Below are 23,865 nucleotides of genomic sequence, written 5' to 3'. Positions count from 1 at the left end.
CTCAAGAACGCGCTTGCCGGTCCACGCGCCGCAACAGGCTTTTCAATTCCGGCTCGTTCACCATTGAGGCCGCCTCGAGAGGCGGCATCCAGGCGAGCTTGCGCTCCTTGTGCTCCGGGAAACGGGACTTGGTGTGGCGAACCGTCATGACGTGCACCGTCACGAATGACGCCACCTGTTTCCCATCCTGAAGCGTCTTGAGATAGGAGAAGCAGCCGAAAGCGCGTTTCTTCGCCCGCCCCTTCACACCCGCTTCTTCCCAGGCCTCACGCTCGACCACCTCATGCGGCGCGAGACCCTTGATGGGCCAGCCCTTCGGAATGGTCCACCGTTTCGCGCGTCGTGATGAGCAGGACCTCATAACCGCCGCCCGGTCCATCACGCAGGCAAAGCGCACCGAATTGCTCCAGGGCCTTGCCGAGGAGGATTGTCTCGGCATGGTCGGCTAGCTGGGACAAGAGTGTCGGGGCCTTGTTCATAGAATTCAGATGTGTCGGTTGTTCACCTTGGCAAGCAGACGCGACGGTTGAATTCCGCAGTGACCGTCATTCCGACAGGCTGCTTTTGAAATGCGCCGAATGACTCCGGCCGGCGCCGGTCCAGCGTCTCGTTGCCAGCCGGCATCTAACAGCTGCGCCGGCCGCACAGACAACCGCCGCGAAAGCAAGCATCACAGGCTTGAACATGATGGTTCTCCATCGTGCGGGATGGCGCGCGATCACGGCCATCCGCACCGGTCGTTGATCACTGGGCGATATGGACAAGATCGGCATCGAGCCGCTTGCGTACCATGTTCGGCACCTTTGCCGTCTTGATCGCTTCGAGATTGGCCGGGCTGTCGCCGACCTGGATCAAGGCAACCATGCCCATGCCGGCATGCGGCGTGCATTTCAGGACATAGGCGCCGGCAACATCGAATTTGGCCTGATACTGTTCGTTCGGCTTGGATTTGAATTCGGCGACGCCATCCGGAATGAGGCCCTTGAAGGTCTCGACGTTGTGGCTCTTGTCGGTGGGAATGAAGGTGACGGTGTCGCCGGGGGCGATCTTCAAGAAGCCGGGCTCGAACACCATTGCGCCGTCGGCGCCCTTGTTGAGCATCTGAACCTGGTGGTCGGCGGCCAGCAACGGCGCTGCCGAGGCAATCAAGGCTGCCGCCGCAGCGATCAGACCGAATTTCAAACGCATTTGCAATCTCCTGTTCTGCGAGGCTCGATCAGCCTCATGAACCTGTTTTAGGAGATGCCGAAACCGGCCTCTTTGACGCCCGTCAAATTCCCGGAAAAAGCTGAAGATCAGTTTTTGGCTGTTGCCCGCCACACCAGGAATGGCCTTGCCTTACTCGGCCATACGGCCTTGCGCCAATTGCCGGAGCGTTCCGACGAAGCCGTCAGGCGACGCAGATGACCGGGAGGACGTTCGCCTGGCGAGCGTCAGCAATTCGAGATGGCAGCAGGTCCGAGATCACCTCGCGTCGAGAAGCTCGCGGATCTTCAACCCCAGTTCCTTGGCGGTATAGGGCTTGCGCAGCCACTGTGCGCCGGGAACGATGCCTTTGCCCGCAAGGCCCGGCTCGCTATATCCGGAGGTGAACAAAACCGCGATGTCGGGACGCTGGAGGCGCACCTGTCGTGCGAGTTCGTCGCCCGTCATCCCGCCCGGCATGACGATATCGGTGAACAGCAGCGCGATTTCGGGATTTTCCCGCAGGAGGTCGAGTGCACGGTGGCCGTTTTCGGCTTCACGCACCCTGTAGCCCATTGAGGCGAGCCTGGCGACGGCCACGCGGCGGACGCGGGCATCATCCTCGACGACCAGCACCGTTTCGTCGCCGCGCGGCAGCTGGCTCTCGCCGCTGCCATCATCCGCCGCGGGCTCCCGGGGTTTTACCCCGTTGACCGCCGGCAGATATATCCTGACCGTCGTGCCGCGCCCCACCTCACTGTAAAGCTGGAGATGCCCGCCCGACTGTTTGACGAAACCATAGACCATGCTGAGTCCGAGCCCCGTGCCCGAGCCGACCTCCTTGGTGGTGAAAAACGGCTCGATCGCGCGCTTCCTGACCTCCTCGGTCATGCCCGTGCCGGTGTCCGTCATGGTAATGAGGACAAAGTTGCCGCTGCGCACCTCCGGATACATTTTCGCATAATCGGCATCGAGATGGACGTGCGAAATCGTTGTCGTCAGACTGCCGCCCTTCGGCATGGCGTCCCTTGCGTTCAGGGCAATATTGAGAATGGCGTTCTGAAGCTGTGAACTGTCGACGAGGACGTTGAGGCCCGACCCGTCAATGACGGTCGACAGCCTGATATCTTCGCCGAGCGTTCGTCGCAGCATATCCGAAAAGCCGCTGAGGAGCTGACCGAGATCGGCATGTTTGGGATTCAGCGGCTGCCGTCGGCCGAAAGCCAGCAGCTGGCCGGTCAGGATCGCCCCGTCCTGCGCGGCGGCCTGAGCCTCGTGGAGAATGTCTCGAAGGCTTCCGGAGGGCAGCTTGTCCTCAATCATTTCGAGATTGCCGCTGATGACGGTGAGAAGATTGTTGAAATCGTGCGCGATGCCACCCGTTAATTGGCCGACGGCTTCCATCTTCTGGGCCTGACGGAGATCCTCCTCGATCTTGAATCGGCTCGTCAGATCGCGGACGAAACCCGTGAAAATCCGCTCGCCATTGGCCGTCGCCTCGCCAACGTGCAATTCCATGGGGAATTGCGATCCATCGGCCCGCTGTCCGGTTACGACGCGCCCGTAGCCGATGATGCGCTTCTCGCCGGTTTCGATGTAGTGGTCGATATAGCCGTCGTGGGCGTCGCGGTAGGGATTCGGCATCAGATTGCTGACATTACGGCCGCAAATCTCCTCCGCCGGCATTCCGAACAGTTTTTCGGCAGCCTTGCTGAACGACAGTACCGTTCCCTTGTGGTCAATGACTACCATTGCGTCGGGCACTGTATCGAGGATCGAACTGAGATGTGCCTCACGCGACTTGACCGCCTCCTGAGCCTGCCTCAGGGCGCTGACATCGCTGTTTGTCTGGATGACGGTAAGCTCTCCGTCCGGCAGATTGACCAGCACGCAGCGGGAGGCGACATGGATGTCGTGCCCGCTCTTATGGCGATGAATGATTTCGCCGTGCCAGAAGCCGCGCGATTTCAACTGATCGCGGATGTTTTCCGCCGGTTCGGGAAACTTCGTCGCCAGAAGTTCGTGGACCTTCTCGCTGACGGCCTCCTCTCTTGCCCAGCCATACATGTTCTCGCAGCCGATCGACCAATGCGTGATCGTTCCGTCGAAACGATGAACCATGATATCCGCTCCGTCGAGCACGTGCACCATGGCATCCAGCTCCTGCGGCGATGCGGTTCTCGGTGACACGAGGCGGTGAGGCATGAATGTCGATCCTCCGGCTTGTTCCATCAGTGCAGGTTGACCCTATGACAGGAATCGTCAGTAAAATCATCTGCGTCGCCGGACAACTGTTTCAGGCGGGCGAGATTGACGATCCTCAGGTCGTGCCTGCCCTCGGGAATAACGATGTTGCGTGATGCCAGTTTCGTGATCGTGCGAGACACGGTCTCGATGGTCAGGCCGAGATGATCCGCAATGTCCTGGCGGTTCATCGGAACGCGCACCAACCCTTGGCGCGGCCGCGGGTTGCGGCGCGATGCAAGCTTGACGATGAAACTGCAGAGGCGTTCCTCGGCATTCTTTTTCGACAACAGCACCATCTGTTCATGCGCAGCGGCCGCCTCCTGGCAGAGCAGGGAGATATAGGCCGGGCCGAGGGCGTCGGAACGGGCGACTTCTTCATGAAAGCTCTTGCGCGACATGCGCCGGATCTTGCATTCGGTGACGGCCTCCGCAGTGAAAATGAAATCGTTCTGCAAGGATGCGCCGATGAGATCGCCGGCGAAATGAAAGGCGGTGATCACCCGGCGGCCTTCGCCGATGATGCGATGCAGGCGAACGACGCCTTCTTCCACCTGGAAGAGATGCTTCGCCTGATCGCCCTCCCAGCAAATCGCCTTGCCGGCTGCGACGGGTTCCGCCGCCGAGCTCCGGAAAAGCGACGAAAGCGATTGGCCGGCATTAATGGCTTCGCCCGTTTGCTCGGCATTTTCGAACGCGTGGTTGTTCTGCATCAGCATCGTCGTGTCCCCTCGTGGCAGTGGGTGCAGTAGAAAGCCGCTGCGTCACACGCGTATGAGCGGACGGTGCCAAAGGGTGAAAGAGTGTAACAATGTGTAACAGCGGCGGTCCATCCGCAGCTTGGAGTCTCCTTGTTGATGTAGATCAAGGAGCCGTCGCCGGCTTCGTGACAGTCCTGCCCCGAACTACGAGAAAGCCGGCCGCGGGGCGGTCGTCTTTGCACTGGGGACGACATCATGAATTATACTGTGGAAACAATGATGCTCGCGGTCGCGGCGTTTCTAGCGCTGCTCGGAGCCGCATTCGCGCATGATCATCTCTTTGCGGTCCATATGGGCATACTCAGCTTCTGCCTGGTTGCGGGAACCCTGCTCCTTGTCAGGAGGATCGACTTCGCACCGGCGGACCAACGGCGGAAGGTCGACCTGTCCGGCTATTTCGACGACGTGATCCGCTATGGTCTGATCGCCACCGTATTCTGGGGCGTGGTCGGCTTCCTGGTCGGCGTCATTATCGCGCTGCAACTGGCCTTTCCCGACCTCAATTTCGCGCCCTATCTCAATTTCGGCAGGCTGCGGCCGGTTCACACATCGGCGGTCATCTTCGCTTTCGGCGGCAACGCGCTGATCATGACGTCCTTCTACGTGGTGCAGCGGACCTGTCGCGCACGTCTCTTCGGCGGCAGCCTCGCCTGGTTCGTCTTCTGGGGGTACCAGCTCTTCATCGTCATGGCGGCAACCGGCTACGTGCTCGGCATCACCCAGGCGCGTGAATATGCCGAGCCCGAATGGTATGTCGACCTGTGGCTGACCGTTGTCTGGGTCGCCTATCTCGCCGTCTATCTCGGAACGATCCTGAAGCGTAAAGAACCACATATCTATGTGGCGAACTGGTTCTATCTTGGCTTCATCGTCACCATCGCGATGCTGCACGTGGTCAACAACCTTGCGGTACCGGCCTCGTTCCTCGGGTCCAAGAGCTATTCTCTCTTCTCGGGCGTTCAGGATGCGCTGACGCAGTGGTGGTATGGCCACAACGCCGTCGGCTTTTTCCTTACCGCCGGCTTCCTCGGCATGATGTACTATTTCGTGCCGAAGCAGGCCAACCGGCCGGTCTATTCGTACCGGCTGTCGATCATCCACTTCTGGGCCCTGATCTTCATGTATATCTGGGCCGGCCCGCACCATCTCCATTACACGGCGCTGCCCGACTGGGCCCAGACGCTCGGCATGGTTTTCTCGGTCATGCTCTGGATGCCCTCCTGGGGCGGCATGATCAACGGCCTGATGACCCTTTCGGGCGCCTGGGACAAGATCCGCACCGACCCGATCATCCGCATGATGATCGTCGCCATCGCCTTTTACGGCATGTCGACCTTCGAGGGCCCGATGATGTCGGTCAAAACGGTCAATTCGCTCAGCCACTATACCGAATGGACGATCGGCCATGTGCATTCCGGCGCGCTGGGCTGGGTCGGGATGATCACCTTCGGGGCGATCTATTACCTGACACCGAAATTGTGGGGGCGCGAACGTCTCTACAGCCTGCGGATGGTCAACTGGCACTTCTGGCTCGCGACCCTCGGGATCGTGATCTACGCCGCCGTGCTCTGGGTTGCCGGTATCCAGCAGGGGCTGATGTGGCGCGAATACAATTCCCAGGGCTTTCTCGTCTATTCCTTCGCCGAAACGGTCGCGGCGATGATCCCCTACTACGTGCTGCGCGCGGTCGGCGGAGCGCTTTATCTGGCGGGCGGTCTCGTCATGGCCTGGAACGTGTTCATGACGATCCGCGGCCACCTGCGCGACGAAGCCGCAATCCCGACCACTTTCGTGCCCCAGGCACAGCCTGCCGAATGAGGTGAGACATGGCATCGATATTGGATAAACATAAGATCCTCGAGAAGAACGCGACGCTTCTTCTGGTCGGCTCGCTGCTCGTCGTCAGCATCGGCGGCATCGTTGAAATCGCACCGCTGTTCTATCTGCAGAACACGATCGAGAAAGTGGAAGGCATGCGGCCTTACACGCCGCTGGAGCTCGCCGGGCGCAACGTCTATATCCGTGAAGGCTGCTATCTCTGCCATAGCCAGATGATCAGGCCGTTCCGTGATGAAGTCGAACGTTACGGCCATTATTCGCTGGCCGCGGAATCGATTTACGACCATCCGTTCCAGTGGGGATCCAAACGCACCGGGCCGGACCTGGCCCGTGTCGGCGGACGTTACTCGAACGAATGGCATGTCCAGCATCTCGCAAATCCGCGGGCCGTGGTGCCGGAATCGATCATGCCGAGCTACGCCTTCCTCAAGGAGCGGGAGGTCACCGTCAAGGACGTCGGAATGGACCTCAAGGCCAACGAGGACGTCGGCGTGCCTTACAACGACGACATGCTGGCGAATGCGGAGGCCGACATGAAGGCTCAGGCCGATCCGAATGCGGACACGATGGCCCTCCTCGAACGCTATCCGAAGGCTAAGGTCGGCGATTTCGACGGCGACCCGACCAGGCTGACCGAAATGGACGCGCTGGTCTCCTATCTGCAGATGCTCGGAACGCTGGTCGATTTTTCGACCTATGACGACGCGTCCGGCTACCGTTGAGGTGATCCATGGAAACCTACACTGCAATGAGACACTTCGCCGACAGCTGGGGGCTCCTCGCCATGGCGGCATTCTTCGTCGGCGTGGTCGTATTCACCCTTCGCCCGGGCAGCAAGCAGACGGCGAAAGAAGCCGCCGATATTCCCTTGAAGGACGATTGAGATGTCGGAAAAACATATCGATGAATTCAGCGGTGTCGAAACGACCGGACATGAATGGGACGGCATCCGCGAGCTCAACAATCCCATGCCCCGATGGTGGGTGTGGACCTTCTACGCCACCATACTTTGGGCGGTTGGCTATGCGATTGCATACCCCGCTATCCCGATGATCACTTCCGCCACTAAAGGCTATTTCGGCTACTCAACCCGCGCGGAGCTGCAGCAGGATCTAAATCAGGCCAAGGCGTCTCAGACGCAGTTTCACGACCTGATTGCTGCAAAGACGGTTCAGGAGATCGACGCCGATCCTGCCCTCCGTGAATTCGCAATTGCCGGCGGTGCGTCCTCATTCAAAGTCAATTGCGCGCCCTGTCATGGCTCGGGGGCGAGCGGCGGCCCCGGCTTTCCCAACCTGAACGATGACGACTGGCTGTGGGGCGGCGACTTGGGCGCCATCCAGACGACGATCGCCCACGGGATCCGATTCGATTCGGATGCCGAAACGCACGCCTCCGAGATGCCGGCCTTTGCCGATGTGCTGGAGCCTGTCCAGATGCGACAGGTCGCCGCCTACGTCTGGGGGCTGACCAACGCGCCCTCGAATCCCACAGTCGCGGAAGCCGGAAAAAAGGTCTTTCTCGATAACTGCGCCGCATGTCACGGCGAGGATGCCAGAGGAAAGGCGGAAATGGGTGCCCCGGATCTTGCCGACGCGATTTGGCTGAAGGCACGCGGCGAGGATGCCATCGTCCGCCAGGTCGCCTTTCCCAAACATGGCGTCATGCCTGCCTGGGCAGCACGCTTGGGCGACACGACAGTCAAGGAGCTCACCATTTTCGTCCATTCGCTTGGCGGCGGAACCTAGAGCAACCCAAGCAAAAGTGCGCGGCGGTTTTGCGCCCGCAATGGCGAGAAAACAAAGAGATAGAGCATTTCCGTGATTCAAGGAAAACGGAAATGCTCCAAGGAGAAACGATGACAGTCCACGATCACAATCCCATCCTCGGTCTCTATGGCACGCCGCGCGCCATCATCCGCTCTCGCGTTTCGGAACGCGCCAAGGCGGTGGCGCCGTCGGCCGAACAGGAGGATCCGGCAAAGATCGGAAATTCGATCGTAAGCTTGATCTGCCTCAAGGATCACAAGCAGACGAGCCGATAATTTCAGCTCCTGTCGAGGACGTCTCAGCGGTGTTTCTCCCCCGCTGTCCTCCCGCCACGCCCTTACCCCGGGGCGTGGCCTTTTCATTCCGAAAGGTCATTTCTTGATCTGCATCAAGGAACGGATGCGCCGCGGGTGGGACAAGGGCAGGCAAACACTGGACAGGTCTCCATGAATCTCTACACCGCCCCAGATCCGAATGACATCGAGCGCGTCAGTGTCGAGCCGGTCAACGCCCGGCGCAACCGACAGCCTCTCTATGCGCCGCGCAAGAAGATCTTCCCAAAGCGCGCCGAGGGTCGATTCCGCCGGTTCAAATGGATGGTGATGCTGATCACGCTCGGCATTTATTACCTGGCGCCGTGGATCCGCTGGGATCGCGGTCCCTACGCGCCCGATCAGGCAATTCTCGTCGACCTCTCCTCCCGGCGCTTCTTCTTTTTCTTCATCGAAATCTGGCCCCAGGAATTCTACTATGTCGCGGGCCTGCTCGTCATGGCGGGCTTTGGCCTCTTTCTCGTCACCGCCGCGGTCGGCCGCGCCTGGTGCGGCTACGCCTGTCCGCAGACAGTCTGGGTAGACCTGTTTCTCGTCGTCGAACGCGCCATGGAAGGGGACCGGAACGCGCGAATGAAGCTCGACGCCGGCCCCTTCACTTTCGACAAGCTCAGCAAGCGGTTGATCAAGCATGCGATCTGGCTGTTGATCGGAGCCGCCACCGGCGGGGCGTGGATCTTCTATTTTGCCGACGCGCCGAGCCTGGCGGCTTCGCTGTTTGGTGGCGGCGCTCCTGCGGCCGCCTATGCAACGATCGCCATCCTGACAGCCACGACCTATGTGCTTGGGGGGCTGATGCGCGAACAGGTGTGCACCTACATGTGTCCGTGGCCGCGCATTCAGGGCGCGATGCTGGACGAGAATTCGCTTGTCGTCACCTACAATGACTGGCGAGGCGAGCAGCGGTCGCGCCACGCCAAGAAAACCCAGGCCAAGGGCCTGCCGGTCGGCGATTGCGTGGATTGCAATGCCTGCGTCGCGGTCTGTCCGATGGGCATCGACATACGCGACGGTCAGCAGATGGAATGCATCACATGCGCGCTCTGCATCGATGCCTGCGACGGCGTCATGGACAAGCTGGGAAAACCTCGCGGGCTGATCGCCTATGCGACGCTCAGCGAATATTCGAGCAACATGTCGCTTGCGACGGACGGAGGACGGACCGCCATCCAGCCCTCCAATGTCCGAAACGCCGATGGAAGCTTCATCTCGGCGGTCCGGCATTTCGACTGGCGGATCATCTTTCGTCCGAGGATCGTTTTCTACGCCGTCGTCTGGGCATCGATCGGCATCGCCATGGTCATCCATCTTGCCTTCCGCGAACGACTCGAACTCAACGTCGTCCATGATCGCAACCCCCAATATGTCTTGGAAAGCGACGGCTCCATCCGCAACGGCTACACACTTCGCGTCCTCAACATGGTGCCGACGCCGCGGGATGTGACCATCACCCTCATCGGGCTCGAGGGCGGCGTGATGCGCATTCCCGAGTTCGGCAGGCAGGATGGCCGCAGCTTCACGGTCCATGCCGAACCGGACGCGGCCACGACGCTGAAGGTCTTCGTGACGCGCAAGCCCGACGGGGCCGAGATCAATGAATTCCTATTCGTTATCGAAGATTCGGACCATTCCGACCGGGCGACCTATCGCGCGGCGTTCAACGCACCGGGAGAGGTGAAATGAAGGCGTCCACTCGAGGTTTTACCGGCTTGCACATGCTGCTCGCCACCTCGGCATTTTTCGCCGTCGTGATTGCCGTCAACGTCACCATGGCCTTCTATGCCTCATCCAGCTGGAGCGGCCTGGTCGTTGAAAACACCTATGTGGCCAGTCAGGAATTCAACGGCAAGGCGGCAGCGATGAAGGCGATGGCCGCCTCCGGCGTCGAGGGCGCTCTCTCCGTCAAGGGCCGCGCGATCCGCTACGACATCCACGATGGCAAGGGCGCGCCTGCGATCATCGACGATGTCACGCTGAACTTCAAAAGACCGGTCGGTGATCACGAGGACTTCCACCTGACGCTCCGGAGGACCGGCGATGGCCGGTTCGAAGCCGACCACGAGGTGACCGGCGGCGACTGGATCGTCGAGGCCATATCGAGAAGGAACGGCGTGGTCGTCATGCACGAGGCGAAGCGCATCGATACGGCGGAGTTTGGCCAATGACCTGCTGCACCATGGATACGGAAAGCGTACTCGCCCTCAGCGCGACATCGGCCAGCGCCGACGAAGTCCGGCTGGCGAGCCACCCGCTCGGGGCCGGATTGCATCAGCTCGACCTCAGTGTCCCCGACGTCCACTGCGGCGGCTGCATAGTCACCATCGAAAAAGCGCTGTCGGCGCTTCCCTTCGTCAGGAAGGCCCGGGTCAATCTCACTGCCCGCCGGGTTAGCTGCATCTATCAGGAAGAATTCGAAAGGCAGGCGACCGATCCCTCCGAAATCCTCGCAGCCATCAATGCGGTTGGATACCGCGCGCATCTCTTCACAGCCGCGGCGCCTGAAAACGACCGAATCAGGAACCAGTTGCTGCTGGCGATCGGGGTTTCTGGTTTTGCAGCTGCCAACATCATGCTGCTCTCGGTGTCGGTCTGGTCTGGCGCCGACGCGGCGACCCGGGACATGTTTCACTGGATCTCGGCGATGATCGCGGCCCCCGCACTGGTCTATGCGGGGCGCTTCTTCTTCAAATCGGCTTGGAACGCCTTGAAACGCGGGCGCACCAACATGGACGTTCCGATCTCGCTCGCGGTGACGCTCTCCTATGCCGTCTCCCTGTGGGAGACCGTGCATCACGGCGAACACGCATGGTTCGACGCTTCGGTTTCGCTGCTGTTCTTCCTGCTGATCGGCAGAACCCTCGATCACGTAATGCGCGAAAAGGCACGCGCGGCGATCAACGGTCTGGCAAGACTGGCCCCGCGCGGGGCGCTGCTGATGATGCCGGACGGATCGCGCCGCTACCTTCCGGTGGAAGAGATCGCGGTGGGTGACGACATCGCGATCGCGGCGGGCGAGCGCATCCCCGTCGATGGCATGATCGTCAACGGCGAGAGCGACGTGGACCTCTCCATCGTCACCGGTGAAAGCAGTCCGGTCGCCGTCGCCAAAGGCAGCGCGGTGAATTCGGGTGCGATGAACTTGACCGGCTCCCTCATCCTGAGGGCGACGAAAGTGGCGAGGGATTCCCTTCTATCGGAAATCATCAGCCTCATGGGAGCCGCCGAAGGCGGCAGGGCTCGCTATCGCCGGATCGCCGATCGGGCCGCAGCGCTCTATTCCCCGGCCGTGCACCTGTTGGCGCTGGTCTCCTTTCTCGCCTGGGGATTTTTCGGCGGCGACTGGAAACAGGCGATGCTGGTCGCGGTCGCGGTGCTGATCATTACATGCCCGTGCGCGCTCGGCCTTGCCGTTCCCGTGGTTCAGGTGGTCGCGGCGGGTGAGCTTTTTCGCAAGGGCATCATGGTCAAGGACGGTTCGGCGCTCGAAAGACTGGCCGAGGCGGATATCGTCGCCTTCGACAAGACCGGCACGCTGACGATGGGGCGGCCCCGCCTCGTCGGGGTCGAGGCGACCGACGCGAGCAATACCGCCATCGCCTGCGCATTATCCGCGCATTCACGGCATCCTCTTTCCCAGGCGCTGCTGCGGGACATGGAGCAGGCTTCTTCCTTCTCCTTCGACAGGGTCACGGAAATACCCGCTGGGGGGCTGGAGGCCAGCAATGGAACGGATGTCTATCGGCTGGGCAATCGGGCCTTTGCCTGCGAAACCGGCCCTACGACCGGCGCGGCCGACAGGCCGTTTTCGGAAGTGGTCCTGTCGAAGAACGGTGCCGAACTGGCATATTTCCTCTTTGACGACACGCTTCGCCCCGGCGCTGCCGAGGCTGTCCGCGATATCACTGCCGCCGGCCTTGAAACGCTGATGGTATCAGGCGACCGGCAAACCGTCGTCGACAACACGGCGCGGGCTCTCGGTATTCGAAGGGCTCTGAGCGCAGTGGCGCCGAAGCAGAAGGTCGAGGAATGCCAGAGGCTGAGCGGCGAGGGCCATCGCGTGCTCATGGTCGGCGACGGGATCAACGACGCGCCGGCACTTGCCGCCGCGCATGTCTCGATGGCGCCCGCCACCGCATCCGACATCGGCAGGCAGGCCGCCGACCTCGTCTTTTTCAACGAACGGCTCGATGCCGTTCCGGAAGCGATCGCCGTCGCGCGACGATCCGCCAGCCTGATCCGGCAGAACTTTGTTCTGGCCATCGGCTACAACCTGCTGGCGGTCCCGATCGCGATCGCCGGACTGGCGACGCCGCTGATCGCAGCGGTGGCCATGTCGACATCATCGATCATCGTCGTAACCAATGCGCTGCGGTTGAATACCTTCGGCAAACACTCCCCCATGCCGACCGAAGCGCGAGCCGGCGGGGAGGTCAAAACCGCATGAACATGCTGATCTATCTGATCCCGATCGCGCTGCTGATGGGGGGAATGGGCCTCCTGGCATTCCTCTGGTCGTTGAAGAGCGGCCAGTATGACGACCTTGAAGGAGCCGCTTGGCGAATTCTCATCGAGGACGAAACCGACCGCAACAAATCTTGAGCCGCATATGACCAAGACGAGAGGAAGATCGATGCTTGCGAAAAATCCCATACTTTTGCGGTCTGACCTGTTCGACGGCCTCCACGAGTCGACGATAGAGGAGCTCGCCGCTACAGCTCAGTTTCAAACATTCGCTGCAGATGAGCGGATCATCGCAGAAGGCCAGCCAGCGTTGTTCGTCTATTGCGTGATGAGCGGATTCGTCCGACTTTCCAAATCCGAGTCCGCCGGGCGCGAGGCGGATATCTGCGTCTGCGAGCCCGGCGACACCTTCGGCGAATATCTTCTGTCGGGCGGCGGCACCTACGCCTACGGCGCGTGGTCCGCCGACGGAGCGGAGGTGGCCCTGTTCGAACTTGCGGACTTGCGGGCGCTCGCCGAGCGGTACCCCACCATTCATCGCAACGTCATGCGAATCATGACCCGACATCTGCTCGGCGCGATGGATTGCATAGCAGGAGACCGGCTGCACACGGCCGCGCAACGTGTCGCGAACTACCTCGTGAGCCGTTGCCCGGCCTCGGCGTCGCAGGCCACATTTCGCCTGCCTTACCGGAAGAGGATCCTGGCCGGCAAACTGGGGCTTGCGCCCGAAGCCCTTTCGCGCGCATTCGCGGCGCTCGTTCCTGCAGGTGTCGAAGTCAGAGGCAAGATTGTCCTGGTCGACAGTGTCGACCAGTTGCGGAAGGCGTGCTGACATCGGGAAGCCGGAAAAGAGCGCCGCAATTTGACCGGCGTCAATGTGGCGATCGCCCGCTCCACTAAGGTCGGGGCGAAAGGCACCTCGACGTCATGCTTATCTGGATTGTTTTCGCGGTCATCGCGACTGCCGTCATTGCTTCCCTTCTTCATCCGTTTGCTTCGGGCCTTGCCCGGATCGACAGTGGTGCGGCTGATGCATGCCGGGTCTATCGGGACCAGCTTGTCGACCTCGACAGGGACATGGAGACGAGCCAACTCCCTCGCAACGAGGACGAATATGCCCGTGCCGAAATCGCGCGGCGGCTTTTGCCCGACATGCCGTCGCAGCCGCTGCAGGCGCGGCTGGAAGATCCCGGCCACAATATCGCAATGCTCATTTCCAAGACGGAACGCCATCTCGCAAGCCAGCCCGATGACGGGCGGGGATGGAACGTCATCGCTCCGGTCTACCTCAGGACCGGCCGGATCGCCGAGGCACAGTCGGCTTATCGGAATGCGCTGCGGATCCTCGGACCCGACGTCGATCGCCTGGGCGGCCTCGCCGAGGCCCTGATGATCGAAGCGCAAGGTTCGGTGACCGCGGACACGCTTGACATCCTGCGGCAGATACTCCGGCTCGAACCGAAAAACCCGCGCGCGCTGTTCTACATCGCCGTCGGCATGGAGCAGGCGGGACGGACCACCGAGGCGCTGGCAGATTTCGAAGCGCTGGCGAAATTGTCGCCTGCCGGCGCGGCGTGGCTGCCGCTCGTCAACCAACATATTTCCGCCAATGGCGGCGTTCCGCTGGCCGCTTCGAGGCAGAAGCCTCACATGACAGCTGCAGGAGATTCGCGATGACGCGCAAGCAGAAGCGCCTTGCGGTGATCGCGGGCGGGATGAGTTTCATCCTTGCGGCGGTGCTTTTGGTGATGTTCGCCTTCAGCCAGTCGGTGGCCTATTTCTACATGCCGGCCGATCTGGCCAAGACGCCGGTGGCGCCGGAGACCCGCATCCGGCTGGGCGGCCTGGTCGGAGCGGGCAGCGTCGTGCGCGGCGCCGGTTCGACGGTGGAGTTTTCCGTCACCGACGGCAGCGCCAATGCGGTGAAGGTTCAATATACCGGCATCCTGCCCGATCTGTTCCGCGAAGGGCAGGGTGTCGTCACCGAAGGCATGTTTACACCAGGCACGAATGTCTTCGTTGCCGACACCGTGCTGGCCAAGCATGACGAGACCTATATGCCGAAGGAGGTGGCCGACAAGCTGAAGCAGCAGGGGCTGTGGCAGGAAGGCCAAGGGGGAGCCGGTCAGGGACAGGAGGCGAAGGCGACGCCATGATCATCGAGATCGGCCATTACGCTTTGGTGCTGGCGCTGGCGACGGCGCTGATCGTCTCGATCGTGCCGGTGATCGGCGCCCGCCGCCATGACCCGGCGATGATGGATGTGGCGAGCGTCGGCTCGCTGGTCATGTTTGCGCTCGTCGCCTTTGCCTTTGCCGTGCTGACCTATGCCCATGTCGTCTCCGACTTCTCGGTCGAGAACGTCTGGGAGAATTCGCATTCGCTGGTGCCGCTGATCTACAAATATTCCGGCGTCTGGGGCAATCACGAGGGATCGATGATGCTCTGGCTGCTGATCCTGGCGCTGTTCAGCGCCCTGGTCGCGATCTTCGGCGCCAACCTGCCGGAGACGCTGAAGGCCAATGTGCTGGCCGTGCAGGCCTGGATCTCGCTCGCCTTCACGCTGTTCATTCTCTTGACCTCCAATCCCTTCCTGCGGCTCGATCCGGCCCCGGCCGAGGGCCGCGACCTCAATCCGGTGCTGCAGGATATCGGCCTCGCCATCCACCCGCCGCTGCTCTATCTCGGCTATGTCGGCTTTTCCGTCTGCTTCTCCTTTGCCGTCGCAGCCCTGATCGAAGGCCGCATCGACGCCGCCTGGGCCCGCTGGGTCAGGCCCTGGACGCTGGCCGCCTGGACCTGCCTGACATTAGGCATCGCCATGGGCTCCTACTGGGCCTATTACGAGCTCGGCTGGGGCGGCTGGTGGTTCTGGGACCCGGTGGAGAACGCCTCCTTCATGCCGTGGCTCGCCGGCACCGCGCTGCTGCATTCGGCCCTCGTCATGGAAAAGCGCGAGGCGCTGAAGATCTGGACGGTGCTGCTCGCCATCCTGACCTTCTCGCTGTCGCTGATGGGCACCTTCCTGGTGCGTTCCGGCGTGCTGACCTCGGTGCATGCCTTTGCCAGCGATCCCACCCGCGGCGTCTTCATTCTCTCCATCCTGCTGATCTTCATCGGCGGGGCGCTGTCGCTGTTTGCCCTGCGCGCCCCGAAGCTTGCGGCCGGCGGGCTGTTTGCGCCGATCTCGCGCGAGGGCGCGCTCGTCCTCAACAATCTGATCCTGACGGTTGCCTGCGGCACGGTGCTGACCGGCACGCTTTACCCGCTGCTGTTGGAGACGCTGACCGGCGACAAGATCTCCGTCGGGCCGCCCTTCTTCAACCTGACCTTCGGCCTCTTGATGGCGCCGCTGCTCGTCATCGTGCCGTTCGGGCCGCTGCTGGCCTGGAAGCGCGGCGATCTGCTCGGCGCCCTGCAGCGGCTCTATGTCATCGCGGCTCTCGCCTTCGCCGCCGCGGTCGTCTTCTTCTATCTCCAGCATGGCGGGCCGGTGCTCTCCGTGCTTGGGCTGGTGGCCGGCCTGTTCCTGATCCTCGGCGCCATTGCCGATCTCTGGTATCGCGCCGGCATCGGCAAGGTGGCGGGCGCCATCGCCTGGCGGCGCCTGAGCGGTCTGCCGCGCTCGGCCTTCGGCACCGCGCTTGCCCATGCCGGGCTCGGCGTCAGCGTGCTCGGCATCGTCGCCGTCACTACCTTCCAGAGCGAACATGTCGTCGAGATGAAGCCGGGTCAGACGGTCGATGCCGGCGGCTACAGCCTTGAGTTCGACGGCATGCGGTCGGGCAGGGGGCCGAACTACACCGAGGAGCGCGGCCACTTCACCATCCGGCGCGCCGGTGTCACCATTGCCGACACCTGGTCGGCCAAGCGGCTCTACACCGCCCGGCAGATGCCGACGACGGAGGCGGGCATCCTGACCTTCGGCCTCAGCCAGCTCTATGTCTCGCTCGGCGACGCCACCAAGGACGGCGGCATCGTCGTGCGCATCTGGTGGAAGCCGTTCATCCTGTGCATCTGGGGCGGCGCCTTGATCATGGCCGCCGGCGGCCTCGTCTCGCTGAGTGATCGGCGCCTGCGCGTCGGCGCCCCGCGGAGAAAGGTCAAGGCCAAACCGGCCGCGCCTGCCATGGAGCCGGCGGAATGATGCATTTCTCCCGTCTCCTCGTCGCCGTGTTCCTGTTCTTCGCACCCGTTTCCGCCTTCGCCGTCAATCCCGACGAGGTGCTGGCCGATCCGGCGCTGGAGGCTCGCGCCCGGAGCGAATGTGACGGCGGTCATGAACAGTTTGACGAAGATCAAAGCGGTATGACCGCCCGCTCTCTAGCGTATCTCTAGAATAATCATGATCAGTGAGGCAACGACCATGCAAGCGAGGGATATAATGACCACGAATGTGGTTTCGATCAGCCCGGTGGTCAGCGTGCGCCATGCGGTCGCGATGATGCTGCAAAATCACGTCAGCGGCCTTCCCGTCGTTGACGACCACGGCCGCGTCTGTGGCATGATCACGGAAGGCGATCTGCTTTTACGCCGGGAGGTCCGCTTTTCTCCCCGACCGGCGCGAGCGCCGGAGCTGATTTCCGAGATCGATCTCGAACGTTACATCGGCAGCAACGGATGGTGTGTGGCGGACATCATGTCCCAAGATGTCATCGTCGCCCGACCGGACAGCGAACTCTCGGACATCGCCGAAAGCCTGCAGGTGCATCGCATCAAACGGCTGCCGATCGTCGATGACGAACGTCTGGTCGGGATCGTGAGCCGACGGGATATCTTGCGTGTCATTGCCGAAGCGCCGACGACCGTATTGCCGCGGGGAGACGAGGCCATCAGGCTGGCGGTGCGAACCCGGCTGAGATCGGATCTCGGTCTCACGCCGCAAAAAGTCCAGGTGTCCGTCCGGAACGGGCAGGTGACTGTCGACGGTCAGGTGGAATCCGAGCTCAAGCGCAGGGCGATCAAGGTTCTCATCGAGGGCCTTGGCGGGATTGCCGGCTATAAGGATTGCCTGCTCGTATCGCCTGTTCAAACCCAGGATTGAAAGCTTTGGCGCGCCCTCATCGCGCCAAATGACGAGGAGGCTTGCTCGATCTGTCAAGATCGAGCAAGCCATCTGTCAACCTCCCTGCTTGACACGGAAACTCCGACTCGCCCTGTGACTTTAGCCCGGCCGCCGGGCTTCCTCTTTGATGAAAGTCAATCGCGCCGGGCTCGGCGAAGCAGGCGACTTGCGCCGAACTTGACGGAGATCAAATACCGACCGGCTGCCCCGATGTATCGCTTGACCGTGCAAAAGGGAGCATATGATGGATTTCGAAGCATTTTTCAAAAACGAGCTGGACGGGCTTCATGCCGAGGGCCGCTACCGCGTTTTTGCCGATCTCGAGCGTCACCGCGGCAATTTCCCGCGGGCGACGCGCCATACGGCCGATGGCGAGAAGGAAGTCACGGTCTGGTGCTCCAACGACTATCTCGGCATGGGCCAGAACCCGAAGGTGATCGAGGCGATGAAGGCCGCCATCGACCACTGTGGCGCGGGTGCGGGAGGCACCCGGAATATTTCTGGCACCAACCATTACCACGTCCTGCTCGAGCGTGAGCTTGCCGATCTGCACGGCAAGGAATCCGCACTGATCTTCACCTCCGGCTATGTCTCCAACTGGGCGGCGCTCGGCACGCTCGGCGCGAAAATCCCCGGCCTGATCATCTTCTCCGATGCGCTCAACCATGCCTCGATGATCGAAGGCATCCGCCATGCCAAGTGCGACAAGGTGATCTGGAAACACAATGACGTCGCCGATCTCGAAGCCAAGCTCGCCGCCGCCGATCCGCAGGCGCCGAAGCTGATCGCCTTCGAGAGCGTCTATTCGATGGATGGTGACATCGCCCCGATCAGGGAGATCTGCGATCTCGCCGACAAATACGGCGCGATGACCTATCTCGACGAGGTGCATGCGGTCGGCATGTACGGCCCGCGCGGCGGCGGCATTGCCGAGCGCGAGGGGCTGATGGACCGGCTGACGGTGATCGAGGGCACGCTCGGCAAGGCCTTCGGGGTGATGGGCGGCTATATCGCCGCCTCGGCGGCGCTGTGCGATTTCATCCGCTCGTTCGCCTCCGGCTTCATCTTCACCACGGCGCTGCCGCCGGCGCTCGCCGCCGGTGCGGTCGCCTCGATCCAGCACCTGAAGGTCAGCCAGTTCGAGCGCGCACGCCATCAGGACCGGGTGCGCAAGCTGCGCGCGCTGCTCGACCAGCGCGGCATTCCGCATATGCACAATCCCAGCCATATCGTGCCGGTGATGGTCGGCGATGCCGCCAAGTGCAAGTGGATCTCCGACCTGCTGCTCGACAATTGCGGCGTCTATGTCCAGCCGATCAACTATCCCACCGTGCCGAAGAAGACCGAGCGGCTGCGCATCACGCCGACACCGCTGCATTCCGACGCCGATATCGCCCATCTGGTCGACGCCCTGCATTCGCTTTGGTCGCGCTGCGCGCTGGCGCGGATGGTAGCCTGAGCACAGGGGAAAGATGCACGAGATTGACCGCGATCAAAGAGATAAGTCGCCGCTCGCGGGACAAAAAGTGAAGCAAGCACCGAGGAGACAACGGCGTTGATGATAGCCCCGCATGACTGGCAAGCCGCCATTTCACCAGAAATAGCCTCCGCCATCGGCAAGGACGGCGGGAAAGATTCGCGGAATCGGACATTCACTCCGCTCTTCAGCCTGCTTCCGCGTCTTCGCCCACATAGGTCGCTCTCGGTTTGCGCACTTCTGGCGCTCACATCCGCAGCTCTCATCTCGCTCGCCCTGCCGATGGCTGTGCGGCGCATGGTCGATCACGGCTTCAACCAGGCGGACGGAGCCTTCATCAATCGCTATTTTCTCATGCTGATCGCGCTCGCCGTCGCGCTGGCAATCGCAAGTGCGGCGCGCTACTACTTCGTCACCACATTGGGAGAGCGGCTGGTCACCGACCTTCGCCTCGAGGTCTTCCACCATATCATCCGGCTTCCTGCGGCATTCTTCGATCGAAACCGCTCAGGCGAAATTGCCTCGCGCCTCGTGGCAGATGCGACCCAGATCAAATCCGCCGTCAGTCTCACGGCATCGGTGGCTTTGAGAAATTCAATCCTCTGCCTCGGCGCCCTTGCCATGATGTTCGTGACCAGTCCCGGCCTGTCGGCCATCGCTCTCGGGGCCATTCCCCTGGTGGTGGCTCCTCTCGTCCTGTTCGGTCGCTCGGTGCGGAAGAAATCCCGTGTCGCACAGGATGCGCTTGCCGAGGCTTCGGCCTATGCAAGCGAGATCATTGCGGCAAGCCGCACCGTGCAGGCATTCAACGGCGAAGATGCTGCGGGGCAGAGATATGGGCGCGATGTCGACCTGTCCTTCGACCGGGTGGTTGCGGCCTCCCGGGCAAGAGCCTTGCTGACCGCCATTGCCATCACGCTGGTCTTCGTCAGCGTCGTCGGCGTGCTGTGGCTGGGGGCTCATAAGGTGCTGGCGGGAACGCTCTCGCCTGGCAGCCTGAGCCAATTTCTCATCTACGCGGTGATCGCAGCCGGTTCTCTCGGCTCACTGTCGGAGGTCTGGGGAGAACTTTCGCAGGCAGCCGGCGCCGCCGGACGGCTGTTCGAACTGCTGAACGAACAGACTGACGAGCGCGAACCGCACACCTGCACGTCGCTCCGGACCCCCACCCAGGGGGGCATGGAACTGCATGACGTGCGCTTTTCCTATCCGGGCGCACCGGAAAAGGAGGTTCTGAGCGGACTTTCCTTCCGCGTTTCGCCAGGCGAAACCGTCGCCCTGGTCGGCCCTTCCGGATCCGGAAAGAGCACCGTTTTCTCCCTGCTCCTCGGCTTCTACGAAAACCAGGCGGGCAGCATTTCCATCGATGGCAGGGAGCTTGCCCTGATCTCCCCGCAGACCCTGCGCAAGGAAATCGCCATTGTCCCGCAGGAGGTGACGATGTTTGCCGCCTCCGTTTACGACAACATTGCGTTCGGAAAGCCGGACGCGCTGCGCGAAGATGTGATCGCCGCGTCGATCAAGGCGCAGGCGCATGGTTTCGTCACGAAGCTGCCGAACGGCTACGGTTCGGTTCTCGGCGAGCGTGGGCTGACGCTGTCGGGCGGACAGAGGCAGAGACTGGCCATCGCACGGGCCATGCTCAGGAACGCTCCGATCCTGCTCCTGGACGAGGCAACCGCATCGCTGGACGCGGAAAACGAGGCGCTCGTGCAGCGCGGCCTGGAGGAATTGATGGAGGCACGGACCACCATCGTGATCGCGCACAGGCTCGCCACCGTGCTCAAGGCGGACAGGATTCTGGTGATGGACAAGGGCAAGATCGTAGAAGAGGGGACTCACGCCTCGCTCATGCGCCAAGGCGGCCTTTATACGCGCCTGGCGGAACTGCAGTTCAAGATTCCGGCCGGTCTTGAACCGGAACAGCACGCAGCGTGATGACATCATCCGGCGTCCGCGCAACGGGACTTTGATCTTCCGGCGCTATTCTTCCAGGAGGAGAGCCGTCGCGAGATAACCCATGCCGATTGTGCTCGCAAAGAGGTAGATGAACAGGCCCTGAGCGAGATAATTTTGCGGCCCGCCTGCCGCGGCAAAACCGTTCTGCCAGACGAAGAACCCCACGGCGCTTCCGATTGCAAAGCCCGTGGCCAATCGAGTGAGTATGAACCTGATCATGCCGGGCATGGCGCCCACCTCTGACATAACCGCAATAAACGTCGGGGGTGCCCGGAATGTTCCGTCCCGCAAATGATCTCTGTCAACGACCGGCAGGCGCGGCCGTGCAAGATGCGGAAGAAACCCGGAGACCGTAACAGTGCATCTTCTGCCTTTCGCAGCGGGCGTTTTCACGCTTCTCATCCTGCCCGGACCGACCAACGCCATTTTGGCGATGGCATCTCAGGGGCTGACCTTCGGACGCGCGATCGCCCTGCTCGCCACCGTCATGTCCGCATATCTTGCGATCGTCCTTCCGGCGGCCGGTCTGGCCGGTTCTTTTCTCCGCGACCACCCTCTGGTTTCGCAAGGCGTCAAACTTGTCTCGGCGACCTGGGTTTTGTACCTGGCGCTGCGGCTCTGGGGCATCGGATCGAGCCCTGTCGAGGCTGTGCGCGTGCGGCAGCTGGCCGTGACGACGCTGTTAAATCCCAAAGCGCTGATCATCGGATTGACGATGGTGCCTCCCGCGCAGGAGGTGCCTTTGACAGGATCCATCGCCATTCTCGCATCGGTGGTCCTGGCAGTCTCCTCGATCTGGCTGTCGATCGGCAGGCTCATCCTCGGACGTGAAAAACGGATACCGCCATTTGCCCGGCGGTGCGGATCCGCAACCCTCGTCGCATTCTCCGCCGTGCTGACGTTCAGCGCCCTTGGCGGATGAAACCCGCGCTGTTGCGCTGCGCGCGGCGGAGCGACTGCCTGCGCAAGCCCTTGGTGCGGCTGGCAAAGGCCGTTGTTCCATAATGTCGATTACGCCAGAAATCGCTGTATCGGCTATTTAGTAATGCGACAGTTGGGCCAGTTAGAGATGCGACAGTCTCGCCTCTCGACGTTCTGGTCAACGCCAACGTTGGGAGCAAGGATGACGACCTTCAGCCTGGTCGAGACCATGAGCGGTCGGAGTCGTGATGTCCTGTTTGATCACCATGTCGCAGAAAGAGTTGCATCGCCTCGAAGTCATTCAGAAGATCCGCGACCGGCGCCTGAGCATTATCCAGGCCGCCGAGTTGCTTGATCTCAGTCGAAGTCAGGTTCATCGGCTGCTGCGGGACTATGACCGTTTCGGTGAAGCCGGCCTGGTTTCGAAGAAGCGATCCCGACCGAGCAATCGGCGCCACAGCGAGGATTTTCGCAATGCGGCGCTGGATCTGATCCGCGAACGCTATCTGGATTTCGGTCCGACGCTGGCGCGCGAGAAGCTGATCGAACTGCATCAGATTTCGGTCGCCAAGGAGACGCTGCGCCAATGGATGACCGAGGCTGGCATCTGGATCTCGCGGCGCGAACGTAAGAAGCGGGTTTTCCAGCCGCGCGGCCGGCGGGATTGTCTCGGCGAGCTCGTCCAGATCGATGGCTCGCATCACTGGTGGTTCGAGAACCGCGGCCCCAAGTGCGCCCTGCTCGTCTACATCGACGATGCTACCGGCAAGCTCTTACATCTGCGGTTTGCCGGATCGGAGAACACGTTCGATTACTTGCATGCGACGAAGGCCTATCTGCAGCAATGGGGCAAGCCTCTGGCGTTCTACAGCGACAAGCATGGTGTCTTTCGTTCGATCCATGCGTCGGAGAAAGACCGGACGAGCGGCCTGACGCAGTTCGGGCGAGCGCTTTATGAGCTCAACATCGACATCATCTGCGCCAACACCCCGCAGGCCAAGGGACGCGTCGAACGAGCCAATCAGACGCTGCAGGATCGGCTGGTGAAGGAACTGCGGCTTCGCGGCATCGACACGATCGAGGCCGCAAACCTCTATGCACCGGCGTTTATCGAGGATTTCAATGTCCGTTTTGGCAAACCGCCGCGCAATCCGAAGGACATGCATCGTCCTGTGGCCGATCATGAGAACCTCGATGGTGCCATGTGCCGGAAGGAGGTCCGCACGCTGTCGCAGTCCCTGACGCTCCGCTACGACAAGGTCTTGTTCATTCTCGATCCGACGGAGCTTTCCAGGCCCCTGGCGGGTAAGAAGGTCGTCGTTTGCGACTACCCGGACGGCCGCCTCGAGATCATGCACGAGAGTTTTACCCTGCCCTACAGAACCTTCGACACATTGCGGTCGATCCACCGGCCGGAGGTCGTCGAGAACAAGCGTTTGGACGACATGCTTTCGATCGTCGCTGAGCTGCAGGCTGGACGGGAACTGCAGCGCAGTAAAAGCGGCCCTCGCCGCACCGGTCAGACGGATCATATGTTTGGGATACCGGATGGCAGCCAGGGAAATGGTTATCAGAAGTGTGGCCGCAAGCCCGGCCGGCGGACGGACTTCATGAACGATCCGGAGGTGATTGCCAAACGACAGAAGGCGCTGGCGCGGATGGAAGCTGCGGAATGAAGGGTGAGGGACATAGTCTCAAAGCTAAAGCCGAAGGGGTGCGTCCTACCCGCCCCCGCTCCTCCCTGCAATCCGGCCCAGCCGGTCGGATCGGGGGCTGACCGGCAGGGCCGGGACAGCCAGAGCGTCGCAATTCTAACTGGCCAGCGGCGCCGCATCTCTAATCAGCTTTG

23 protein-coding genes and 1 pseudogene are annotated in these 23,865 nt (G+C 61.7%); 19 read left to right on the top strand and 5 right to left on the bottom strand.

The window, feature by feature from the left end:
* Position 1: 1 nt before the first annotated feature.
* The 4 genes and pseudogenes from NL154_RS30085 to NL154_RS30070 form a co-directional block, all read right to left on the bottom strand.
* A pseudogene (locus NL154_RS30085) lies at positions 2-479 on the bottom strand (NUDIX hydrolase).
* A 265-nt stretch (positions 480-744) separates the two neighbouring features.
* Positions 745-1,188 (bottom strand): pseudoazurin, encoded by a 444-nt coding sequence (locus NL154_RS30080; RefSeq protein ID WP_210633378.1) that lies wholly within the window; start codon positions 1,186-1,188, stop codon positions 745-747.
* A 276-nt stretch (positions 1,189-1,464) separates the two neighbouring features.
* Complete coding sequence (locus NL154_RS30075; RefSeq protein ID WP_210633376.1) at positions 1,465-3,390, bottom strand: hybrid sensor histidine kinase/response regulator; 1,926 nt, start codon at positions 3,388-3,390, stop codon at positions 1,465-1,467.
* 26 nt (positions 3,391-3,416) lie between these two features.
* Positions 3,417-4,148, bottom strand: coding sequence for a Crp/Fnr family transcriptional regulator (locus NL154_RS30070; RefSeq protein WP_210633375.1), 732 nt, complete (start codon positions 4,146-4,148; stop codon positions 3,417-3,419).
* A 237-nt stretch (positions 4,149-4,385) separates the two neighbouring features.
* On the opposite strand from NL154_RS30070, the gene ccoN reads away from it, so the two are divergent.
* From ccoN to NL154_RS29985, 17 genes are all read left to right on the top strand, one after another.
* Positions 4,386-6,008, top strand: a complete 1,623-nt coding sequence (gene ccoN / locus NL154_RS30065; protein WP_221123597.1) for a cytochrome-c oxidase, cbb3-type subunit I — start codon at positions 4,386-4,388, stop codon at positions 6,006-6,008.
* A gap of 8 nt (positions 6,009-6,016) precedes the next feature.
* Entirely contained in the window at positions 6,017-6,751 is a 735-nt protein-coding gene (gene ccoO / locus NL154_RS30060; RefSeq protein ID WP_210633365.1) for a cytochrome-c oxidase, cbb3-type subunit II, read from the top strand.
* 8 nt (positions 6,752-6,759) lie between these two features.
* Complete coding sequence (locus NL154_RS30055; protein ID WP_017969139.1) at positions 6,760-6,912, top strand: CcoQ/FixQ family Cbb3-type cytochrome c oxidase assembly chaperone; 153 nt, start codon at positions 6,760-6,762, stop codon at positions 6,910-6,912.
* Position 6,913: 1 nt separating this feature from the next.
* Complete coding sequence (gene ccoP, locus NL154_RS30050; protein ID WP_210633364.1) at positions 6,914-7,777, top strand: cytochrome-c oxidase, cbb3-type subunit III; 864 nt, start codon at positions 6,914-6,916, stop codon at positions 7,775-7,777.
* A 110-nt stretch (positions 7,778-7,887) separates the two neighbouring features.
* Positions 7,888-8,073 carry a hypothetical protein gene (locus NL154_RS30045; RefSeq protein WP_210633362.1) on the top strand — a complete coding sequence of 62 codons (186 nt, stop codon included), beginning with the start codon at positions 7,888-7,890 and terminating at the stop codon, positions 8,071-8,073.
* Positions 8,074-8,244: 171 nt separating this feature from the next.
* On the top strand, positions 8,245-9,813 hold the full coding sequence (ccoG, locus tag NL154_RS30040; protein ID WP_221165539.1) for a cytochrome c oxidase accessory protein CcoG: 1,569 nt from the start codon (positions 8,245-8,247) through the stop codon (positions 9,811-9,813).
* Positions 9,810-10,295: a FixH family protein gene (locus tag NL154_RS30035; protein ID WP_210633359.1), complete on the top strand. Its 486-nt coding sequence runs from the start codon at positions 9,810-9,812 to the stop codon at positions 10,293-10,295. The genes ccoG and NL154_RS30035 overlap by 4 nt, the downstream gene beginning before the upstream one ends.
* Positions 10,292-12,574 carry a cation-translocating P-type ATPase gene (locus tag NL154_RS30030; protein WP_434734629.1) on the top strand — a complete coding sequence of 761 codons (2,283 nt, stop codon included), beginning with the start codon at positions 10,292-10,294 and terminating at the stop codon, positions 12,572-12,574. Before NL154_RS30035 ends, NL154_RS30030 begins: the two co-directional genes overlap by 4 nt.
* Complete coding sequence (gene ccoS, locus NL154_RS30025) at positions 12,571-12,729, top strand: cbb3-type cytochrome oxidase assembly protein CcoS (protein ID WP_210633356.1); 159 nt, start codon at positions 12,571-12,573, stop codon at positions 12,727-12,729. The genes NL154_RS30030 and ccoS overlap by 4 nt, the downstream gene beginning before the upstream one ends.
* 31 nt (positions 12,730-12,760) lie before the next feature.
* Positions 12,761-13,426 carry a Crp/Fnr family transcriptional regulator gene (locus NL154_RS30020; protein WP_210633549.1) on the top strand — a complete coding sequence of 222 codons (666 nt, stop codon included), beginning with the start codon at positions 12,761-12,763 and terminating at the stop codon, positions 13,424-13,426.
* Between the two features lie 95 nt (positions 13,427-13,521).
* On the top strand, positions 13,522-14,271 hold the full coding sequence (gene ccmI / locus NL154_RS30015; protein WP_434734628.1) for a c-type cytochrome biogenesis protein CcmI: 750 nt from the start codon (positions 13,522-13,524) through the stop codon (positions 14,269-14,271).
* Complete coding sequence (ccmE, locus tag NL154_RS30010; protein ID WP_210633354.1) at positions 14,268-14,750, top strand: cytochrome c maturation protein CcmE; 483 nt, start codon at positions 14,268-14,270, stop codon at positions 14,748-14,750. The genes ccmI and ccmE overlap by 4 nt, the downstream gene beginning before the upstream one ends.
* Positions 14,747-16,741, top strand: a complete 1,995-nt coding sequence (locus tag NL154_RS30005; protein WP_434734627.1) for a heme lyase CcmF/NrfE family subunit — start codon at positions 14,747-14,749, stop codon at positions 16,739-16,741. The genes ccmE and NL154_RS30005 overlap by 4 nt, the downstream gene beginning before the upstream one ends.
* Positions 16,738-16,932, top strand: coding sequence for a hypothetical protein (locus tag NL154_RS30000; protein WP_434734626.1), 195 nt, complete (start codon positions 16,738-16,740; stop codon positions 16,930-16,932). Before NL154_RS30005 ends, NL154_RS30000 begins: the two co-directional genes overlap by 4 nt.
* A 28-nt stretch (positions 16,933-16,960) precedes the next feature.
* A complete protein-coding gene (locus NL154_RS29995; protein ID WP_434734632.1) occupies positions 16,961-17,638 on the top strand; it encodes a CBS domain-containing protein in 678 nt (225 codons plus the stop codon).
* Positions 17,639-17,903: 265 nt separating this feature from the next.
* Positions 17,904-19,118 (top strand): 5-aminolevulinate synthase, encoded by a 1,215-nt coding sequence (hemA, locus tag NL154_RS29990; RefSeq protein WP_210633351.1) that lies wholly within the window; start codon positions 17,904-17,906, stop codon positions 19,116-19,118.
* A gap of 99 nt (positions 19,119-19,217) precedes the next feature.
* The gene (locus NL154_RS29985; RefSeq protein WP_434734631.1) at positions 19,218-21,074 is read left to right on the top strand and encodes an ABC transporter transmembrane domain-containing protein; all 1,857 of its coding nucleotides are present in this window, start codon (positions 19,218-19,220) and stop codon (positions 21,072-21,074) included.
* Positions 21,075-21,119: 45 nt separating this feature from the next.
* Here the strand turns inward: NL154_RS29985 and NL154_RS29980 are convergent, their stop codons facing one another.
* Complete coding sequence (locus NL154_RS29980) at positions 21,120-21,323, bottom strand: hypothetical protein (protein WP_210633349.1); 204 nt, start codon at positions 21,321-21,323, stop codon at positions 21,120-21,122.
* 130 nt (positions 21,324-21,453) lie between these two features.
* Here NL154_RS29980 and NL154_RS29975 point away from each other — a divergent pair, with 130 nt between their 5' ends.
* Together NL154_RS29975 and NL154_RS29970 are read left to right on the top strand one after the other, a co-directional pair.
* On the top strand, positions 21,454-22,017 hold the full coding sequence (locus NL154_RS29975) for a threonine transporter RhtB (RefSeq protein ID WP_210633347.1): 564 nt from the start codon (positions 21,454-21,456) through the stop codon (positions 22,015-22,017).
* A gap of 247 nt (positions 22,018-22,264) precedes the next feature.
* Positions 22,265-23,692 (top strand): ISNCY family transposase, encoded by a 1,428-nt coding sequence (locus NL154_RS29970; RefSeq protein WP_434733963.1) that lies wholly within the window; start codon positions 22,265-22,267, stop codon positions 23,690-23,692.
* The last annotated feature ends 173 nt before the right edge of the window (positions 23,693-23,865 follow it).

It is taken from the genome of Rhizobium sp. YTUHZ044 (assembly GCF_051123975.1).
GTDB lineage: Bacteria > Pseudomonadota > Alphaproteobacteria > Rhizobiales > Rhizobiaceae > Rhizobium.
The sequence above is the reverse complement of the archived record's forward strand: the minus strand, read 5'-3'. Positions and strand labels throughout refer to the sequence as shown.

Coding starts and splice junctions, on each gene's coding strand:
- ccoS (WP_210633356.1), top strand. CDS start 12,571: ATGAACATGCTGATCTATCTGATCCCGATCGCGCTGCTGATGGGGGGA.
- ccmI (WP_434734628.1), top strand. CDS start 13,522: ATGCTTATCTGGATTGTTTTCGCGGTCATCGCGACTGCCGTCATTGCT.
- ccoO (WP_210633365.1), top strand. CDS start 6,017: ATGGCATCGATATTGGATAAACATAAGATCCTCGAGAAGAACGCGACG.
- ccmE (WP_210633354.1), top strand. CDS start 14,268: ATGACGCGCAAGCAGAAGCGCCTTGCGGTGATCGCGGGCGGGATGAGT.
- ccoN (WP_221123597.1), top strand. CDS start 4,386: ATGAATTATACTGTGGAAACAATGATGCTCGCGGTCGCGGCGTTTCTA.
- NL154_RS30000 (WP_434734626.1), top strand. CDS start 16,738: ATGATGCATTTCTCCCGTCTCCTCGTCGCCGTGTTCCTGTTCTTCGCA.
- NL154_RS30020 (WP_210633549.1), top strand. CDS start 12,761: ATGCTTGCGAAAAATCCCATACTTTTGCGGTCTGACCTGTTCGACGGC.
- NL154_RS29970 (WP_434733963.1), top strand. CDS start 22,265: ATGTCCTGTTTGATCACCATGTCGCAGAAAGAGTTGCATCGCCTCGAA.
- NL154_RS30055 (WP_017969139.1), top strand. CDS start 6,760: ATGGAAACCTACACTGCAATGAGACACTTCGCCGACAGCTGGGGGCTC.
- NL154_RS29985 (WP_434734631.1), top strand. CDS start 19,218: ATGATAGCCCCGCATGACTGGCAAGCCGCCATTTCACCAGAAATAGCC.
- NL154_RS29980 (WP_210633349.1), bottom strand. CDS start 21,323: ATGCCCGGCATGATCAGGTTCATACTCACTCGATTGGCCACGGGCTTT.
- NL154_RS30075 (WP_210633376.1), bottom strand. CDS start 3,390: ATGCCTCACCGCCTCGTGTCACCGAGAACCGCATCGCCGCAGGAGCTG.
- NL154_RS30080 (WP_210633378.1), bottom strand. CDS start 1,188: ATGCGTTTGAAATTCGGTCTGATCGCTGCGGCGGCAGCCTTGATTGCC.
- NL154_RS30005 (WP_434734627.1), top strand. CDS start 14,747: ATGATCATCGAGATCGGCCATTACGCTTTGGTGCTGGCGCTGGCGACG.
- ccoP (WP_210633364.1), top strand. CDS start 6,914: ATGTCGGAAAAACATATCGATGAATTCAGCGGTGTCGAAACGACCGGA.
- ccoG (WP_221165539.1), top strand. CDS start 8,245: ATGAATCTCTACACCGCCCCAGATCCGAATGACATCGAGCGCGTCAGT.
- hemA (WP_210633351.1), top strand. CDS start 17,904: ATGGATTTCGAAGCATTTTTCAAAAACGAGCTGGACGGGCTTCATGCC.
- NL154_RS30030 (WP_434734629.1), top strand. CDS start 10,292: ATGACCTGCTGCACCATGGATACGGAAAGCGTACTCGCCCTCAGCGCG.
- NL154_RS30035 (WP_210633359.1), top strand. CDS start 9,810: ATGAAGGCGTCCACTCGAGGTTTTACCGGCTTGCACATGCTGCTCGCC.
- NL154_RS30045 (WP_210633362.1), top strand. CDS start 7,888: ATGACAGTCCACGATCACAATCCCATCCTCGGTCTCTATGGCACGCCG.
- NL154_RS30070 (WP_210633375.1), bottom strand. CDS start 4,148: ATGCTGATGCAGAACAACCACGCGTTCGAAAATGCCGAGCAAACGGGC.
- NL154_RS29995 (WP_434734632.1), top strand. CDS start 16,961: ATGCAAGCGAGGGATATAATGACCACGAATGTGGTTTCGATCAGCCCG.